The 16170-nt window shown below is 67.8% G+C and carries 13 protein-coding genes and 1 riboswitch; of the genes, 8 read left to right on the top strand and 5 right to left on the bottom strand.

Annotation, left to right across the window (positions count from 1 at the left end):
* Window positions 1-3: 3 nt before the first annotated feature.
* From uraD to metE, 3 genes are all read left to right on the top strand, one after another.
* A complete protein-coding gene (gene uraD, locus QNM97_RS14980; RefSeq protein ID WP_014359575.1) occupies window positions 4-525 on the top strand; it encodes a 2-oxo-4-hydroxy-4-carboxy-5-ureidoimidazoline decarboxylase in 522 nt (173 codons plus the stop codon).
* A gap of 36 nt (window positions 526-561) precedes the next feature.
* Window positions 562-888, top strand: coding sequence for a hydroxyisourate hydrolase (gene uraH / locus QNM97_RS14985; protein WP_006367451.1), 327 nt, complete (start codon window positions 562-564; stop codon window positions 886-888).
* A gap of 75 nt (window positions 889-963) precedes the next feature.
* A riboswitch (cobalamin riboswitch) is annotated at window positions 964-1174 on the top strand.
* Window positions 1175-1327: 153 nt separating this feature from the next.
* Entirely contained in the window at window positions 1328-3616 is a 2289-nt protein-coding gene (gene metE / locus QNM97_RS14990; protein ID WP_283819194.1) for a 5-methyltetrahydropteroyltriglutamate--homocysteine S-methyltransferase, read from the top strand.
* 90 nt (window positions 3617-3706) lie between these two features.
* Here metE and QNM97_RS14995 read toward each other — a convergent pair whose 3' ends face one another.
* The 3 genes from QNM97_RS14995 to QNM97_RS15005 all read right to left on the bottom strand — a co-directional run bounded on the left by QNM97_RS14995 (window position 3707) and on the right by QNM97_RS15005 (window position 6889).
* Window positions 3707-5221 (bottom strand): SulP family inorganic anion transporter, encoded by a 1515-nt coding sequence (locus QNM97_RS14995; protein WP_283819195.1) that lies wholly within the window; start codon window positions 5219-5221, stop codon window positions 3707-3709.
* A 122-nt stretch (window positions 5222-5343) separates the two neighbouring features.
* Window positions 5344-5877, bottom strand: a complete 534-nt coding sequence (locus tag QNM97_RS15000; RefSeq protein WP_283819196.1) for a Uma2 family endonuclease — start codon at window positions 5875-5877, stop codon at window positions 5344-5346.
* Window positions 5878-5938: 61 nt separating this feature from the next.
* Complete coding sequence (locus tag QNM97_RS15005; RefSeq protein WP_283819197.1) at window positions 5939-6889, bottom strand: AraC family transcriptional regulator; 951 nt, start codon at window positions 6887-6889, stop codon at window positions 5939-5941.
* A 122-nt stretch (window positions 6890-7011) separates the two neighbouring features.
* Here QNM97_RS15005 and QNM97_RS15010 point away from each other — a divergent pair, with 122 nt between their 5' ends.
* The 3 genes from QNM97_RS15010 to QNM97_RS26515 all read left to right on the top strand — a co-directional run bounded on the left by QNM97_RS15010 (window position 7012) and on the right by QNM97_RS26515 (window position 9701).
* Entirely contained in the window at window positions 7012-7599 is a 588-nt protein-coding gene (locus tag QNM97_RS15010) for a flavin reductase family protein (RefSeq protein WP_208795692.1), read from the top strand.
* A gap of 44 nt (window positions 7600-7643) precedes the next feature.
* The gene (locus QNM97_RS15015) at window positions 7644-9269 is read left to right on the top strand and encodes a 4-hydroxyphenylacetate 3-hydroxylase family protein (RefSeq protein WP_283819198.1); all 1626 of its coding nucleotides are present in this window, start codon (window positions 7644-7646) and stop codon (window positions 9267-9269) included.
* Between the two features lie 72 nt (window positions 9270-9341).
* A complete protein-coding gene (locus QNM97_RS26515) occupies window positions 9342-9701 on the top strand; it encodes a hypothetical protein (protein WP_349632331.1) in 360 nt (119 codons plus the stop codon).
* Between the two features lie 134 nt (window positions 9702-9835).
* Here the strand turns inward: QNM97_RS26515 and QNM97_RS15025 are convergent, their stop codons facing one another.
* Window positions 9836-10849, bottom strand: a complete 1014-nt coding sequence (locus tag QNM97_RS15025; RefSeq protein ID WP_349632332.1) for a DMT family transporter — start codon at window positions 10847-10849, stop codon at window positions 9836-9838.
* A gap of 30 nt (window positions 10850-10879) precedes the next feature.
* Here QNM97_RS15025 and QNM97_RS15030 point away from each other — a divergent pair, with 30 nt between their 5' ends.
* Window positions 10880-11437 (top strand): helix-turn-helix domain-containing protein, encoded by a 558-nt coding sequence (locus QNM97_RS15030; RefSeq protein WP_283819199.1) that lies wholly within the window; start codon window positions 10880-10882, stop codon window positions 11435-11437.
* Window positions 11438-11471: 34 nt separating this feature from the next.
* Entirely contained in the window at window positions 11472-12776 is a 1305-nt protein-coding gene (locus QNM97_RS15035) for a threonine/serine exporter family protein (RefSeq protein ID WP_283819200.1), read from the top strand.
* Here QNM97_RS15035 and QNM97_RS15040 read toward each other — a convergent pair.
* On the bottom strand, window positions 12773-16162 hold the full coding sequence (locus QNM97_RS15040) for a pyruvate carboxylase (RefSeq protein WP_283823213.1): 3390 nt from the start codon (window positions 16160-16162) through the stop codon (window positions 12773-12775). The genes QNM97_RS15035 and QNM97_RS15040 overlap by 4 nt on opposite strands.
* Window positions 16163-16170 lie beyond the last annotated feature (8 nt).

A 16170-nucleotide genomic window follows, 5' to 3' on the forward strand; every position in this document is an offset into this window, starting at 1 on the left:
GGCGTGCGACGAGTCGACTGGCGCGGGTTGCCCAGTTTCAACGAGCTGACCGAACGGCAGGCCATCGGCACGCTCTACGAGTGTTGTAGTTCGTCGATCTGGGCACTGCGTGTGGCCAAGGCCCGACCGTTCTCCGACGACGAGGCATTGCTCTCCTATGCCGATCTCATCCTGGCCGAGCTCACCGATGCCGACCTCGACGAGGCCCTGGCCGGTCACCCCCGGATCGGCGACCGCCCGGACAACGCGTCCTCCACGCGTGAGCAGTCCGGGGTGACCGGCGCCGATCCGGCGGTGTTGGCCGAACTCAAGGAGCTCAACAAGGCCTACGACGAGAAGTTCGGGCACGTGTACCTTGTCTTCGCCAATGGGCGGCCCGCGGCGGAGTTGCTGGCCATCCTCAAGGAGCGGATGCGCAACGACCCGGCGACCGAGCGGAGGGTGCTGCGGATGGAGTTGGCCAAGATCAACCGAAGTCGACTGCAGCGCATGCTCACCCCGGCGATCGAGTATGTTGACGACTGAGAAGCGCAGGCGATCCACGAGGAGCGAACCACCGAGATGACCGGTCTGTCCACCCATGTCCTCGACGCGGTCTCCGGTGCACCCGCGGTGGGCGTCGGGGTCTCCCTGCAGGATGCCGCGGGCGGCGAAGTCGCCTCCGGCGTCACCGATTCCGACGGTCGCATCGCGCAGGTGAACACCGACCCGCTCGTGCCCGGCATCTACCATCTGGTGTTCGACACCGGAGAGTGGTTCGCCGACAACGACATCCGGGGGTTCTACCCGGAGGTCGACATCTGCTTCACCGTCGACGATCCCGAACGGCATCACCACGTCCCGCTGCTGCTGAGCCCGTACTCGTACTCCACCTATCGCGGTAGCTGACCGGGCGCGCACACCGATATCCGGGGGCATCCTCTATGCTCGGCGGTGCAGTTGGTTCGCCGCCCCGTCCGTCGTGGCCTCCGATGTCATGGAGGCCCCGCGTCTGGGTCCGGCGTCGTAAGAGGGAATCCGGTGCGAATCCGGAACTGTCCCGCAGCGGTATGTCGGAACGACCGCCGTCATCGAGCACTGGACGCACGCGTCCGGGAAGCGACGGCCACTAGGACCGCGACCTGATGGTCGCCCGCCGACGAGTCCGAAGACCTGCCTGCTGTACCGGCCGCGCCGCGGCCGGTGGCTCGTCGCCTCGTGGAATGGGCGCAGGTCGAAGCGAGTGCCAGGTGATGCGCGGATGCCGTGCACGTTCTCTCCGGCGTCCCTTCGGCACGCCCTGCAACGGCGACGGACCGTCGGAAACCATTGCAGGAGTGCACCACCCATGTCCCAACGGACGACCCCGTTTTCCGCCACCGTGCTCGGCACACCACGCATCGGGCCACACCGTGAGCTCAAGCGCGCGATCGAGAGCTACTGGGCCGGGCGCATCGACGCCGCCGGCCTCGAGACCGTGGCCGCCGGGCTGCGGCGCGACACCATCGCGGCGCTCACGGCGGCCGGCCTCGACTCGATTCCGGTCAACACCTTCTCCTACTACGATCAGATGCTCGACACCGCCGTGCTGCTCGGCGCCCTGCCCGAGCGGGTCGCACACATCACCGATCCCCTCGACCGCTACTTCGCGGCGGCCCGCGGCACCGCCGACGTCACACCGCTGGAGATGACCAAGTGGTTCGACACCAACTACCACTACCTCGTGCCCGAGATCGGTGACGCCACCGCCTTCTCCCTGCACCCGGAGAAGGTTCTCGCCGAGGTGGCCGAGGCGCAGGCCGCCGGCGTGACCGCACGCCCGGTCGTCATCGGGCCGATCACCTTCCTCGCGTTGTCGAAATCCGCCCACGACACCGCAGGCGAGGGCTCTCCGCTCGATCGCGTCAACGAGCTGCTGCCGCTGTATCTCGACCTGCTGGCCCGTCTTGCCGCGGCCGGGGTCGAGTGGGTACAGATCGACGAACCGATCCTGGTCACCGATGCCGCAGAACGCCTCCCCGCGCTGGCCGGATCGGTGTACTCGACCCTCGCGCAAGCGAACTCACGACCGGCACTCTGCGTCGCCACGTACTTCGGCGACGCCCGCGACAGCGTGCGCGCCCTCGCGCGCACCGGTATCGAGGCGGTGGCCGTCGATCTGATCGAGGGCTCCGTCGATACGGTGGCCGACGTTCCCGAACTGGCCGACATGCACGTCGTCGCCGGCGTGGTCAACGGGCGCAACATCTGGCGAACCGATCTCGAGAAAGCGCTGGCCACCCTGGGCACCCTGCTCGGGTCGGCGGGGTCGTTGGCGGTGTCTACCTCGTGCTCGACGCTGCACGTGCCGTATTCCGTCGAACCCGAAACCGAACTCGACGACAACCTGCGCGGTTGGCTGGCCTTTGCGGCCGAGAAGTACCGCGAGGTCGCGATCCTGTCGGGGGCGTTGCGCCACGGTCGGCCGTCTCAGGCCGACGCGTTCGATGCCGCTGCCGCCGCATTGGCCACCCGCGAATCCGATCCGCGCGTGCACGATCCGGCGGTGCGTGAGCGTCTGGCCGCCCTCACCGACGCCGAACGCACGCGCGGCGATGCCTCGGCCCGCGCGGCTGCGCAGACCGAGCGGCTGAATCTCCCGCCGTTGCCCACCACGACGATCGGCTCCTACCCGCAGACCTCGGCGATCCGACTGGCGCGCGCCGCGCTGCGCTCCGGTGCGATCGACGACGCCGAGTACATCCGTCGGATGCGGGCGGAGATCGCCGATGTGGTTGCGCTGCAAGAGGAGATCGGGCTCGATGTGCTCGTCCACGGCGAACCCGAACGCAACGACATGGTGCAGTATTTCGCCGAGCAGCTCGACGGCTTCTTCGCCACCGCCCACGCCTGGGTGCAGTCCTACGGGACTCGGTGCGTGCGTCCGCCGATCCTGTTCGGCGACGTGTCCCGCCCGGCGCCGATGACCGTCGACTGGATCGCCTACGCCCAGTCGCTGACCGGCAAGCCGGTCAAGGGCATGCTCACCGGACCCGTCACGATTCTCGCGTGGTCGTTCGTGCGTGACGATCAGCCCCTGTCCGACTCGGCTGACCAGATCGCCCTCGCGATCCGGGACGAGGCGATCGATCTCGAGCGGATCGGTATCGGCATCATCCAGGTCGACGAGCCGGCCCTGCGTGAACTGCTCCCACTGCGGGACGCCGACAAACCCGCGTACCTCGATTGGGCGGTCCGGGCATTCCGGCTGGCCACCTCGGGCGTCGCCGACGCCACGCAGGTCCACACCCATCTGTGCTACTCGGAGTTCGGCGAGGTCATCGGTGCGATCGCCGAACTCGACGCCGATGTCACCTCGATCGAGGCGGCACGGTCGAGCATGGAGGTCCTCGACGACCTCAACGCCATCGGATTCGCCAACGGCGTCGGGCCGGGTGTGTATGACATCCACTCACCGCGTGTCCCCGACGTCACCGAGATCGAATCGTCGTTGCGCGCGGCGCTCGATGCCGTCGGGCCGCAGCGCCTGTGGGTGAATCCGGACTGTGGCCTCAAGACTCGCGGCACCACCGAGGTGACCGCGGCGCTGACGAATCTGGTCTCGGCGGCCAAAGCCACTCGCGCACTGGCCAACTGAGACCGACGGTCGGTTGCGCGGAGTACGGAGGCCGGTCGGGAGGACCCGGGTGTGCGGCCCCAGGTCCTCCCCGCGCCCTCCTTGCCTGCCTCAGTGAGCGCCCGCGAGGTGCCCGCTGAGGCGCTCGAGCCGTTCGGCACTATCGGGGTTCAACCCGATGATAATGGCGCTCTTGCCCTTTGCCGCGTACTTGGTGACGATCGCGTCGAGTGCCGCGACGGTGGACGCATCCCAGACATGTGACGCACTCATGTCGATGATCACGGTCGTCGGGTCGTCCACGTAATCGAACTGGTAGACCAGGTCGTTGCTGGACGCGAAGAACAGTTCTCCGCGCACCTGATAGACGCGCGTGTCGGGGTCCGGGTGATCCACCACGACGACCTCGGTGACGTGGGCGACCCGCCGCGCGAAGAGCACCATCGCGGTGAGCACACCGACGACGACACCGTAGGCCAGGTTGTGTGTGGCCACCGTGACGGCGACGGTGACGAGCATGACCACCGTTTCGCTCTTGGGCATGCGCCGCAACGTCGTCGGGTTGATGCTGTGCCAGTCCATGGTGCCGACCGACACCATGATCATCACGGCGACGAGTGCGGCCATCGGGATCAGCGCGACGATATCGCCGAGTCCGACGACCAGGATCAGCAGGAAGACACCGGCGAGAAAGGTCGAGATCCGGGTGCGCGCACCGGAACTCTTGACGTTGATCATGGTCTGTCCGATCATCGCGCAGCCGCCCATGCCGCCGAAGAATCCGGTGACCACGTTTGCCACGCCCTGCCCCATCGCCTCGCGTGACTTGTTGGAGTGGGTGTCGGTGAGGTCGTCGACGAATTTCGCGGTCATCAACGATTCGAGCAACCCGACCAGCGCCATGGTGAACGCGTACGGCGCGATCACCGACAACGTGTGCCAGGTCAGTGGCACGTCCGGCAGGACCAGTGAGGGTAGGTGCTCGGGCAGTTTGCCCTCGTCGCCGACATCGGGCACCGACCAGCCGACCGCGAGCGTCACCGCGGTCAGCGCCACGATCGCGACGAGCGGCGCCGGGATGACGCTCGTCAGTCTCGGCAATCCGACGATGATCAGAACACCCACGGCGACAAGCGGATACACCAGCCACGGCACGCCGATCAGATGGGGCAATTGGGCAGCGAAGATCAAGATGGCCAGCGCGTTGACGAATCCCACCATGACGCTGCGCGGAACGAACCGCATCAGCCGGGCGACGCCGAGGCCGCCGAGGATGAGCTGGAACACCCCGGCCAGGATGACGGCGGCGATGAGGTACTGCAGCCCATGGCTTTTCACCAATGGGGCCACGACGAGGGCCACCGCACCGGTGGCCGCGGAGATCATCGCCGGGCGGCCACCGACGATCGCGATCGTGACCGCCATGGTGAACGAGGCGAACAGACCCACGCGCGGATCGACGCCGGCGATGATCGAGAACGAGATCGCCTCCGGGATGAGCGCGAGCGCGACCACCAGCCCGGCCAGAACCTCGGTGCGCAGCCGTCGCGGTGAACGCAGCGCCGCCCACACCGACTGGTCGTGCGCGGGCGAGGTCGTCGTGGACAGTGACACGCGCGGGGACATGTGCTCCGACTCCGTTCCGGCGCGCCGGGACATCCGGTGTCACCGCGGGATCACCTGGTGGCACGCAACCCGGCACACCTTACCGGAGAGTGCGGAGCGGCTCGCACGCTCGCGATTCGACGTCAGAAGGTGAGCGAGATGGTCAGGGGAAAGGGCGCGGTCGACGTGTGATGCCCGGTCACCGGAACGCCGGAGTAGCCGTGGTCGGTGAGGGTGAGTGGGGTGAGCGTGGTCGGCCGCCCCAGGTCGACGATCCAGTAGTGGGCGATCCCGGCATCGGCGTACTCGCTGCGCTTGGTGACGTGATCAGTCCGTCGAGAGCCTGGCGACACGATGTCGATGGCGATCGCCACGTCCGCCGCGGCCAGAGGTTCGGGTGCGTCGCTACGACACACGACGATATCGGGCACTCGGACCGTGGCCGGCGTCGCAGGATCGATGACCACCTCGACCTCCGGGAGCGCTTCCCAGCCAGTCGGAAGCGCCTCGTCGACCTGGGCACACAGCCGGAAGACGGCGCGCGCGTGTGCCTTCGTCGGTCGTGGCGACACGATGCGCACACCCTGCTGGAGTTCGACCCGATACTCGGGTTCCTCGGGCAACGCACGCCACTGATCCAGCGACATCAAGCCGAACTGGGCGTGTGCAGCGGTCATGCGTCACACGGTACGACGATGACGCGCCCCGGCGCCCTGAACGACCGACCTCGGCTGGTAACTACCGCCCGCGCGTGCGGGCGACATCGGACGGTGCCACGCCGTACCTCTTGCGAAATGCCGCCGCGAACCGGCCGGTGTGGGTGAATCCCCAGCGCATCGCGACGGTGGTCACCGAATCCGCTTCCTCGCAACACAATTCGTCGTGCACACGGTGTAATCGGATGTCGGTGAGGCATTCTCGCGGCGTTTTGCCGACGTAGTCACGAAACCCTTCCTGCAAGCGGCGCACGCTGATCCCGGCCACCTCCGCCATGTCGGCGGCCGTCCACGGCCGGGCCGGATCGGCCCGCATCGCATCGAGCACCCGTGTGACGATCCGCGGTTGCGGTCGCGTGTGCTCGGCGGAATCGTCGGGAACCGCGGCCAACAAGAAGGCGTCGGTCAACGAGCCGGCGAGTTGCTCGGCGATGAGTGGGTTCGCCAGTAGCGGGTCGTCGGCGGGTTGGCCGGCGATCGACCGGACCAGCCGGAACCAGCTCGCCCCTTCCGGCGAGTGCAGGTCGAGCTGTTCGGGGATCGTCGTGTCCGGACGCCCGGTCACCCGACAGGCCTCGCGCTGCAGGAAGTCGCGGTCGATCTTGACCCCGACGATCGTGCAGGTACTCGACCAGCGGGTGATCTCGGCGGGCGTGTCGGGCGGGTTGATCGTGGCGAGACCACTCGTGGAGACCACCGAGGTTCCGGCGACGCTGGTTTCCAGGACCCCTCCGAGCGGGACGTTGATGCCGTAGGCGCCGGGATGGTCGGAGTGGATGGCCACCTCGGCACCCCATCCGATCCGCGCGATCCGCAACGGTCCGAGCACGGTGACCGCGACGTCGACGTCGAGGGCGGTTCCACCCGCGTCCCGCGGACTCAGTTCATGCGGGAAGTACGCGTCGGAGACCGCCGCCGACGCAGCTTCCCACTCCGGATCCCCCGGGATGCGAAGCCGCTCGATCTGGCTCATCGGACACTCCTCACGACTTCGCCGCGCAATGTGGATCGTCATCGCGTTCGGCGGATCGTGGACACCGCGGCGGTCGCTTTATGTTCTACCTCACATCCCACCTCATCGAAAGGAGAGGTCACGTGGAACGCAAAGCCCTACAGAATGTCTTCGGCCAGTTCGCGAGTGGCGTCACCGTCATCACGTGTGCGAATTCCGATGGCGAGCCGCACGGTGCAACGGTCACGGCCTTCACCGCGGTGTCCCTCGAACCGCGCCTGTGCCAGGTGACGTTGACGCGAAAGTCCAAGGCGTGCAACTACTTGACCGATGCGCCGTTCGCGGTCAACATCATGGCCGCCGACCAGCTCGACATCGCGATGCACTTCGCCGGGCGGCCCGCCCAACCCGGCCCCACCTGGGTCGACGGCCCGACCGCACCTGTCCTGTCCGGCAGCGCCGCGGTACTCAGCTGCGTGCCGTGGCGCAGCTACGACGGCGGCGATCACATCATCTACATCGGCGAGATCGTCGATGCCCATACCTCGGGGAAGCCTCCGCTGCTGTACTACCGCAGCACTTTTCACGATCTCGGCGAGCCGAGCGTGAATTCGCTGTGGACGCTGTGCGCCGACGACCCGCACTCGGGCTGGTTCGACTCGACGACCACCTTCACCCCATTTCACCTGGCCCACAACGACGATCCCGAACACACCACCGCATCCGCCTGATTCATCAAGGTTTTCGACCCATCCATCAGAAAGAGGTATCAATCATGACCACGATCGAACGTCCCGCGGGCGACCCCACCGCCACCGGCGCCCCGCAGACCAACCCGGCTGCCGACGCCCCCGCCAACAACACCAAGAATTTCGCGACCCGGCCGATGACCGGTGACGAATACATCGAGTCGCTCAAGGACGGCCGGGAGATCTGGTTGCACGGCGAGCGCGTGGAGGATGTCACCACCCATCCGGCGTTCCGCAACCCCATCCGCATGACCGCGCGCCTCTACGACTCGATGCACGACCCGGCCACCCGCGACAAGGTGACCGCACCGACCGACACCGGCAACGGCGGCGTGACGATGCCGTTTTTCAAGGCCTCCACCAGCTCGGCCGATCTCATCAAGGAACGCGACGCGATCGCCGAGTGGGCGCGCATGACCTACGGCTGGATGGGCCGCTCCCCCGACTACAAGGCCAGCTTCCTTGGCACCCTGCACGCCAACAAGGATCTCTACGCACCGTTCGAGGCCAACGCCGAGCGCTGGTACCGCGAGTCACAGGAGAAGGTCCTCTACTGGAATCACGCGATCATCAACCCGCCGGTCGATCGCCAGTTGCCGCCCGACGAGGTCGGCGATGTGTTCATGAAGGTGGAGAAGGAAACCGACGCCGGGCTCGTGGTGTCCGGCGCGAAGGTGGTCGCGACCGGCTCGGCGATCACCAACTACAACTTCATCGCCCACTACGGCCTGCCGATCAAGAAGAAGGAGTTCGCGCTCATCTGCACGGTGCCGATGGACGCACCCGGCATCAAACTGATCTGCCGCTCGTCCTACACCCAGCAGGCCGCGGTGATGGGCTCGCCGTTCGACTACCCGCTCTCGAGTCGGATGGACGAGAACGACACCATCTTCGTCTTCGACAAGGTGCTGGTGCCGTGGGAGAACGTGTTCATGTACGGCGACGTCGAACGCATCAACGCGTTCTTCCCGCAGTCGGGTTTCCTGCCGCGCTTCACCTTCCAGGGGTGCACCCGTCTCGCGGTGAAGCTCGACTTCATCGCCGGCCTGCTGATGAAGGCCCTCGACTGCACCGGCTCGGGCGGGTTCCGCGGTGTGCAGACCCGCGTCGGCGAGGTGATCGGCTGGCGCAATCTCTTCTGGACGCTGACCGATGCCATGGCCCACAACCCCGAGCCCTGGATCGGCGACACCGTCATCCCACGCCTGGAGTACGGCCTGACCTACCGCATGTTCATGATGCAGGGCTATCCGCGCATCAAGGAGATCATCGAACAGGACGTCGCGTCGGGGCTGATCTATCTGCCCTCGAGCGCCGCCGACTTCAAGAGCCCGACCGTGCGGCCCTACCTCGACAAGTACGTCCGTGGCTCGAACGGCATCACCGCCGTGGACCGCGTGAAGGTCATGAAGGCACTGTGGGATTCGATCGGCTCCGAATTCGGTGGCCGCCACGAACTCTACGAGCGCAACTATTCGGGAAACCACGAGAACGTGAAGGCCGAGTTGCTCTTCGCCGCACAGAATCGCGGCGGGGTCGATCAGATGAAGGGTCTCGCGGAGGCCTGCCTGGCCGAATACGACCTCGACGGCTGGACCGTTCCCGACCTCATCGGCAACGACGACGTCAGCTTCTTCGGCCCGGGTCACTGATCGCCCCGTGCCCGGTGCCCCCGCGGCCGTCCCGATGACCACACCGTTCTCGATGGTCTAGAGTCGCGGCACATGACGCCGACGACGGAGATCATCGAGGCGGCCGCGGACACACCACGATTCGTGGCCGGCTTCACCGGGCCGCCGGGCGCGGGCAAGACCACCATCGCCCGCCGCGTCGTCGCCGACCTCACCGAGAGGTTCGGCGACGACGCGGTCGGCTATCTACCGATGGACGGGTTCCATCTGGCGACCAGCAGCTGCAGCGTCTGGGCCGTACCGATCGTCGCGGCGCGCCCGACACCTTCGACGTCGACGGATTCGTCTCGCTGCTCCGCCGCGCGGCCGTCCCCGGAAGAGAGGTCTACGCACCGGATTTTGATCACCGCGGGGTCGGGGGCGGCGTCGCCGAGCCCATCGCGGCGGCGCTGATCATCCCGGCCACCGCGAAGGTGCTTGTCGTCGAGGGCAATTACCTCGCCCTCGACGGTGAATGGTCGCCGGTACGCGACCTCATCGACCGTCTGTGGTTCGTCGACGTCCCCGATGATGTTCGGCGGGAACGACTATCGGTTCGCCATGTCGGCGCCGGCCGCAGCGCCGAGAACGCCCGGCGGTGGATCGAGTCGGTCGACGACCCCAATGCCGCCCTCATTCGCAGGAGCCGGCACCGGTGTGATGTCCTGCTCGACGGCACGTCGTGAGCGTGGCCGCCATTCACTGACCAGCACGCCGAGAACGATCAGCACTCCACCGAACAGAGCCGCGGGCGGGAGCCGGTCGCCCGCGAGACGCCCGAAAATCCCCGCCCAGACCGGTTCTCCGGCGTAGATCACCGTCGCCCGGGTCGGGCTGACGTGGCGCTGGGCCCAGTTCATGGTCAACTGGATGACGATGCTCGCCGACGCCATCGCCAGTGCGGCACCCAGCCAGACCCAGGAGAACGACGGAACATCTTCGCCGGCAACCGGCATCGCGGCAAAGCAGAAGACGCCGCCGGCGAGCAACTGGATGATGGTGACGCGGGCGATGTCGACCTTGCCCGCGAAGAACCCGACCAGCACGATCTCCCCGGCACAGGCCACCGCTCCGATCAGGGTCGCCAGTTCACCTGTGCCGAAGCCGATCCCGCCGCCCGTCCCACCGGCGAGCAGCATCAATCCGGCGAAGGCCGCCACCACGCCCACCCAACTCATCACGCCCGGCGCCTTGCGGAAGATCGCCCATTGCGCCAGTGGCACCAGCGGGACGTACAACGCGGTGATGAACGCCGAGGCACTCGAGCTGATGGTCTGGAGGCCGAAGGTCTGCAGACTGTAGGCGACGGCCATCATCGCCCCGATGGCCAGCCCCGCACCCATGTCCGCGCGGGTCACCCCGCGCAACTTTCGCCCGAACACCATCAGCCCGAGGAGCCCGGCGAGCACGAACCGCAGCCCGACGAAGAACAACGGCCCGCTGTGCTGCACTGCGGTGTGGACGACGAGAAAGGTCCCTCCCCACACCGCGGTGACCGCGAGCAGCGCCGACTCCGGCCGGAGCAGCAGCTCCGGCTTGCGCAACATAGTGCACCTGACCATGGTCGACAAGCTATCGGTACTATAGTGCGCATGGCAAATCGGGCGGACGTGTTGGCGCATGTGTCCCACAACCTTCGACACTTCCGCCAGGAGTCCGGCATGAGCCAGGCCGCACTCGCCGACGCATCGGGGATCAGTCGCCGGATGATCGTCAAGGTCGAGGGCGGCGACACCAACATCAGCCTGGCCAGCCTCGACCGCCTCGCCGAGGCACTCGACGTCACCTTCGTCGACATGGTGCGCGACCCGGACACCCTCGGCGACGGGCCGACCGACCTCAACGTCCTCGCCTGGCGCGGTGACCACGAGGCGAGCGTCGGCCGGCTGCTCGCCAGCGTCCCCGCCTCCCAGGAATCGCAGTTGTGGGCGTGGACGCTGGGCCCCGGTGATCGGTACGACGCCGAGCCCGATCCACCCGGATGGTGGGAGATCATCGTGGTGGCCACCGGCCGGTTACGCATCGAATTCGATTCCTCGGCAACCGAACTCGGCCCCGGCGAGAGCATCAGCTTCCCGAGTTCGCAGCCGTACCGCTATCTCAACGCCGCCGACGAGGTCACCCGTTTCGCACGCAGCGTCGTGCGCTGAGACCCCACCGCCGACATCAGGAGGCCGATCCCGGGTGACCGACCCACAGCCGTCCGGAGAACATCCGCACGAGCCCCATCCACATGATGCCGACGAGACCGCGGCCGCGCGGCATCTGGGCCATCTCGGCGCACTGCTCCTCGACGCGGGTCTGTCGGTCACCGACGTCCGCGCCGCACTCGAGCAGGCGGCCGGCACACACCCCCGCACGGCCCGGGCGTTGACGTTCTCGGTGCTGCCCGAAGCCGTTCTCGTCACCAGGCCCGAGACCGGCACGGTCCGGATGTTCCACTCCGACGCCACCGAGCTCTCGTTTCGGCAGTCGGCCCACGCGAGCAGACTGGTCCACGAGACGACCTCGGCGGCGGTGCCGCTCGACGGTCTGCCCGAACGAATCGACCGCATTCGCGCGATGCCGCGCACCCACCCGCAACTGTCCTGGATTCTTGGCAGCGCACTGGTCGCCGGCGGGTTGGCCACGGTGTTCCGCTGCCCGTGGTGGGCGATCCTCATCGCGATGGCCGCGGGCGGACTGGTCGGCATCCTGAAGACGATCCTCGATCGGATCGAGAGTGGTGCGGCGATCGTGCCGTTCGTCGCCGCCTTCGTCTCGACCCTCGTCGTCGCCTCCGTCGCGTCGGCGGTGGGCGCCGGCTCGGTGCCGCTGTTCGGGGTGTGCGCGCCGATCGCGATCCTCGTGCCCGGCGCACTGATCACCAATGCCCTGCTGGAACTGACGGCCACCGACATCGTCACCGGCTCCGCGCGCCTGCTCTACGGACTGATCATGCTCGGCTTCATGGCCGGCGGCATCGCCGCAGGCGCCGCGGTGACCGGCCTACGGATCGATCCGGGTTCCGCAGCCCTGGTCGGGCAGATCTCCTCGGTGGCCGGCAGTGACGGGTGGCAGGCGCTACCACCGCTGTGGCTGTCGTGGATCGGCGTCGTCGCACTCGCCGTCGGCGTCGGCTGCGCCTTCGGCTCCGGGCTCAAGCTCGCCGCGCTCAGCGTCGGCGTGATGGTGTGCACCTACGCGGTGCTCACCGCGGCGTCCGCCTGGGTCGGCAATGTGGTGGCCACCGGGGTGAGCGCCGCGGTGCTGTTCGTCGCGGCCCGAATGATCGAACGACTCACCGTCGCCGTCCCCGCGACCATCTCCTTCCAGCCCGCATTCCTGCTGCTGGTGCCCGGCACCGTGGGGCTGGTCGCCCTCGCCTCCTTCGACACGCACGCACTTCAGACGACGCCCGCGACCTTCGCGAGCCTGTGCATCGGCATCAAGATCGGTGCGCTGGTCGCCGAGATCGGAACACCCGGCGACCGCGGCCGGCGGGCCTAACCGATCTCGATGAGCAGGTCCCCCGGCGCCACCGAGGTGACCGCGCCCACCGCGACACGGGTGACCTTCCCGCCGACGGGTGCGGTGATGGTGGCCTCCATCTTCATGGCCTCGATGGTGCCGATCGCCGCACCGGCGGCCACCTCGTCGCCGACCTCCACCGAGATCGACACCACACCCGCGAATGGCGCCCCGACCGAACCCGGATTGGCCCGGTCGGCCTTCTCGGCAGCCTGCACCGCGGAGTCGATCGAACGGTCACGCACCGCGATCGGGCGGAGTTGGCCGTTGATCACACACATCACGGTCCGCATGCCACGCTCGTCGGCGTCGCTGATCGCCTCGAGGCCGATGAGCAGCACCACACCGGGTTCGAGTTCGACGTGGTGTTCTTCGCCGTAGCGCAGCCCGTAGAAGAACTGGTTCGCCGAGAGCCGTGAGGTGTCGCCGTAGGCCTCCTGGTGTTCGGTGAACTCCTTGGTGGGGCCGGGGAACAGCAAGCGGTTCAACGTTTCCTGCCGGGTCCGCCCCGCGACGTCGAGCGCGGCGGAGTCCTCGGCGGCGAGGTCGACGACCGGCTCGGCGGGGCGGCGGCCCTCGAGTGCCTTGGTGCGCAACGGTTCCGGCCATCCGCCGGGCGGGTCCCCCAGCTCGCCGCGCAGGAATCCGATCACCGAATCGGGGATGTCGTAGGCGGCCGGGTCGTTCGCGAAGTCACGCGGCTCGATGCCCTGACCGACCAGTGCAAGCGCGAGGTCACCGACCACCTTCGACGACGGGGTCACCTTCACCAGACGGCCCAGCATCGCATCGGCGGATGCGTAGGCTTCCTCGACGGCCTCGAAGCGATTGCCGAGGCCCAGGGCGATCGCCTGCTGCCGCAGGTTGCTGAGCTGGCCGCCCGGGATCTCGTGCGAGTACACCCGCCCGGTGGGTCCTGGAATGCCGGACTCGAAGGGCGCGTAGACCTTTCGGATCGCCTCCCAGTACGGTTCGAGGTCGCACACCGCACCCAGATCCAGACCGGTGTCGTGCTCGGAGTGCGCGAAGGCGGCCACGATCGCCGACAGCGGGGGCTGGCTGGTCGTGCCGGCCAGCGCCGCCGATGCCCCGTCGACCGCGTCGGCACCGGCGGTGACCGCCGCCAGATAGGTGGCGAGCTGACCACCGGGGGTGTCGTGGGTGTGCACGTGGATCGGCAGATCGAATTCGGTGCGCAGGGCGGTGATCAGCTTGGTGGCCGCGGGCGCACGCAGCAGGCCCGCCATGTCCTTGATGGCCAGGATGTGCGCTCCGGCGTCGACGATCTGCTCGGCCAGCCGCAGGTAGTAGTCCAGGGTGTAGAGGTCCTCGGCCGGGTTCGCCAGGTCACCGGTGTAGCTCATCGCCACCTCGGCGACCGCTGTGCCGGTCTCGCGGACCGCGTCGATCGCCGGGCGCATCTGCTCGATGTTGTTGAGCGCGTCGAAGATCCGGAAGATGTCCACGCCGGTGGCGGTGGCCTCGGCGACGAAGGCGGTGGTCACCTTCGTCGGATATGGGGTGTAGCCGACGGTGTTCGCGCCGCGCAGCAGCATCTGCAGGCAGATGTTGGGCATCGCTTCGCGCAGCTGCGCCAACCGGTCCCACGGATCTTCCTTCAGAAAGCGCAGCGCCACATCGTAGGTTGCGCCACCCCAGCACTCCACCGACAGCAGCTGCGGGGTCAGCGCCGCCACATACGGGGCCACGGTGATCAGCGCCGAGGTCCGCAACCGTGTCGCCAGCAGCGACTGGTGGGCGTCGCGGAAGGTCGTGTCGGTGATCCCGACGGCCGGCGAATCACGCAGTGCCCGGGCGAATCCCTCCGGGCCCAGCTCGGTCAGCCGCTGCTTGGAACCGGCAGGCGGCGCTCCGAGCACCGAGCGCTCCACGGTGGGCAGCTTGTCCCGCGGGTACACCGTGGACGGCCGCTCACCGTGCGGCTTGTTGACGGTCACGTCGGCGAGGTACTCCAGGATGCGGGTGCCGCGGTCGGCCGATCCGCCGGTGGTCAGCAACCAGGGTCGCTCGTCGATGAACGACGTCGTCACCCGCCCGGCCCGGAAGTCCGGGTCGTCGAGAACCGCCTGCAGGAACGGGATATTGGTGGCCACACCACGAATCCGGAACTCCGCCAGTGCCCGTCGGGCCCGGCGCGCGGCGGTCGCGAAGTCCCGGCCGCGGCAGGTCAGTTTGACCAGCATGGAATCGAAGTGGCCGCTGACCTCACCGCCGAGGTTGGCTCCGCCGTCCAGGCGGATACCGGCACCACCGGGCGTGCGGTAGGCGGTGATCCGCCCGACGTCGGGCCGGAAGCCGGCGGCCGGGTCCTCGGTGGTGATCCGGCATTGCATCGCCGCGCCGTGCACGGTGATCGCGTCCTGCGTCAGACCGAGGTCGGCCAGCGATTCACCCGAGGCCACCCGCAGCTGCGCACCCACCAGGTCCACATCGGTGATCTCCTCGGTCACCGTGTGCTCCACCTGGATTCGTGGATTCATCTCGATGAAGACATGTCTGCCCTGCTCGTCGACGAGGAATTCGACCGTGCCCGCACACGAGTAGCCGATCTGCCGGGCGAAGGCGACCGCGTCGGCGCAGATCCGTTCGCGCAGCACCGGATCGAGATTGGGCGCCGGGGCCAGCTCCACCACCTTCTGGTGACGCCGCTGCACACTGCAGTCCCGTTCGAACAGATGGATGACGTCGCCGTGGGTGTCGGCGAGGATCTGCACCTCGATATGACGTGGATTGATGACGGCCTGCTCGAGGAATACCGTCGCGTCTCCGAAGGCCGCTTCCGCCTCGCGCGAGGCCGCCTCGATCGATTCCCGCAGAGTCGACGGGTCGTCGACGCGCCGCATCCCACGGCCACCGCCACCGGCCACCGCCTTGACGAACACCGGGAACTGCATTTGTTCCGAGGCCGTCACCAACTCGTCGACATCCGACGACGGCTCCGAGGAGGACAGCACCGGCAGACCCGCGGCCCGTGCCGCCGCGATCGCCTGCGCCTTGTTGCCGGTCAGGTCGAGCACGTCGGCCTTGGGACCGACGAAGGTGATGCCGGCCGCCGCGCATGCCCGTGCGAGACCGGCGTTCTCCGAGAGGAACCCGTAGCCGGGATACACCGCATCCGCGCCGCATCGCTGCGCCGCGCCCACCACCTCGTCGACCGAGAGATACGCGCGTACCGGATGCCCGGGGACGCCGATCTGATAGGACTCGTCGGCCTTCAACCGATGCAGGGAGTTGCGATCCTCGTAGGGGAAGATCGCGACCGTGCGGGCGCCGAGTTCGTACGCCGCGCGAAACGCTCGGATCGCGATCTCGCCGCGGTTGGCCACCAAAACCTTGTCGAACATGCTGCTCA

This window comes from Gordonia sp. L191, assembly GCF_030077625.1.
Lineage (GTDB): Bacteria > Actinomycetota > Actinomycetes > Mycobacteriales > Mycobacteriaceae > Gordonia > Gordonia polyisoprenivorans_A.

Coding starts and splice junctions, on each gene's coding strand:
- metE (WP_283819194.1), top strand. CDS start 1,328: ATGTCCCAACGGACGACCCCGTTTTCCGCCACCGTGCTCGGCACACCA.
- QNM97_RS26515 (WP_349632331.1), top strand. CDS start 9,342: ATGACGCCGACGACGGAGATCATCGAGGCGGCCGCGGACACACCACGA.
- QNM97_RS14995 (WP_283819195.1), bottom strand. CDS start 5,221: ATGTCCCCGCGCGTGTCACTGTCCACGACGACCTCGCCCGCGCACGAC.
- QNM97_RS15030 (WP_283819199.1), top strand. CDS start 10,880: ATGGCAAATCGGGCGGACGTGTTGGCGCATGTGTCCCACAACCTTCGA.
- QNM97_RS15025 (WP_349632332.1), bottom strand. CDS start 10,849: ATGGTCAGGTGCACTATGTTGCGCAAGCCGGAGCTGCTGCTCCGGCCG.
- QNM97_RS15005 (WP_283819197.1), bottom strand. CDS start 6,889: ATGAGCCAGATCGAGCGGCTTCGCATCCCGGGGGATCCGGAGTGGGAA.
- QNM97_RS15015 (WP_283819198.1), top strand. CDS start 7,644: ATGACCACGATCGAACGTCCCGCGGGCGACCCCACCGCCACCGGCGCC.
- QNM97_RS15040 (WP_283823213.1), bottom strand. CDS start 16,162: ATGTTCGACAAGGTTTTGGTGGCCAACCGCGGCGAGATCGCGATCCGA.
- QNM97_RS15000 (WP_283819196.1), bottom strand. CDS start 5,877: ATGACCGCTGCACACGCCCAGTTCGGCTTGATGTCGCTGGATCAGTGG.
- uraH (WP_006367451.1), top strand. CDS start 562: ATGACCGGTCTGTCCACCCATGTCCTCGACGCGGTCTCCGGTGCACCC.